Origin of the sequence: Microbacterium sp. IO18, from assembly GCF_049099505.1 — a bacterium.
Classification (GTDB): Bacteria; Actinomycetota; Actinomycetes; order Actinomycetales; family Microbacteriaceae; genus Microbacterium; species Microbacterium aurugineum.
Genome location: NZ_JBMJAF010000007.1, coordinates 1 through 1,449 on the forward strand (window position 1 = coordinate 1; position 1,449 = coordinate 1,449).

Sequence of the window (1,449 nt, forward strand, 5' to 3'; positions counted from 1 at the left end):
TCGGGCATGATGAAGCTGGCGCCCTGGCGGATGCCGGATGGCCAACGGGTGGTGACGGTCTTTGTCTTGGTGTAGAAGCGGAAGGCGTCCGTGCCGTGCTGGTTGAGATCTCCGAAGCCGGAGGCCTTCCAGCCGCCGAAGGTGTAGTAGGCAATCGGGACTGGGATGGGGACGTTGATGCCCACCATGCCTACCTGGACCCGGCTGGCAAAGTCCCTTGCGGCGTCCCCGTCGCGGGTGTAAATGGCTACGCCGTTGCCGAACTCGTGCTCGCTGCAGAGGCGGAGGGCCTCGTCGTAGTTGTCCGCGCGCAGGACGCTCAGGACCGGGCCGAAGATTTCTTCCTTGTAGATCTTCATGTCCTTGGTGACGTCATCAAAAAGCGTTGGGCCCACCCAGAAACCTCCGTCGTAGCCGTCGACCTCGAGGCCGCGGCCATCCACTACCAGGGTGGCACCTTCGTCCACACCGGCCTGGATGTAGCCCTCAATCCGTTCTTTGGCGGAGGCCGCGACCACGGGTCCGAAGTCGGCGTTCTTGTCCATGCCGTGGCCAACCCGGAGGTGCTGTACGCGTTCCTTCAGCTTTGCTACCAGTGCATCGGCTGTCTCCTGGCCCACCGGTACGGCGACGGAGATGGCCATGCACCGTTCCCCGGCCGAGCCGTAGCCGGCACCCATCAATGCGTCCGCGGCCATGTCCAGGTCGGCGTCGGGCATGATCACCATGTGGTTCTTGGCCCCGCCAAAGCACTGGGCGCGCTTGCCGTTGGCTGCCGCAGTGGCGTAAATGTACTGGGCAATCGGGGTCGAACCCACGAAACCAATCGCCATGACGCGTGGATCTTCCAACAGCACGTCAACGGCTTCCTTGTCGCCGTTGATCACATTGAACACCCCGTCCGGCAGGCCTGCCTCGGTGAGGAGTTCGGCCAGGCGCAGCGGAACCGAGGGGTCCCGTTCGGAGGGCTTGAGGATGAACGCGTTGCCGGCGGCCAGCGCCGGGCCCGCCTTCCACAGCGGAATCATGGCTGGAAAGTTGAAGGGCGTGATGCCGGCGACGACACCGAGGGGCTGGCGCAGCGAATGGACGTCGATTCCCGTCCCGGCGTTGTCCGAAAACTCTCCCTTGAGCAAATGTGGGGCGCCGGCCGCGAACTCCACAACCTCAATGCCGCGCTGGATATCACCTTTGGCATCGGGGAAGGTTTTGCCGTGCTCTGAGGAGAGTAGCGTGGCGAGTTCGTCCATGTTCTCGTTCACCAGGTCCACGAACTTCAGCAGGATCCGGCCGCGGCGTTGCGGGTTCATGGCACCCCAGGCAAGCTGGCCCTTCTCCGCGTTGGCGATCGCGTTCCTGACCTCGTCCTGGGTGGCCAACGGGACCCGGGCCTGCACCTCACCAGTGCTCGGGTCAAAGACGTCGCTAAAGCGGCCGGACGTGCCCTCG

At 64.2% G+C, this 1,449-nt stretch carries 1 protein-coding gene; it reads right to left on the bottom strand.

Translation table 11 applies throughout. From position 1 onward, the window contains the following. Positions 1 to 1,449, bottom strand: a 1,449-nt coding sequence (locus ACLF6J_RS17645; protein ID WP_421076994.1) for a CoA-acylating methylmalonate-semialdehyde dehydrogenase, incomplete at both ends; no start/stop codon positions are given.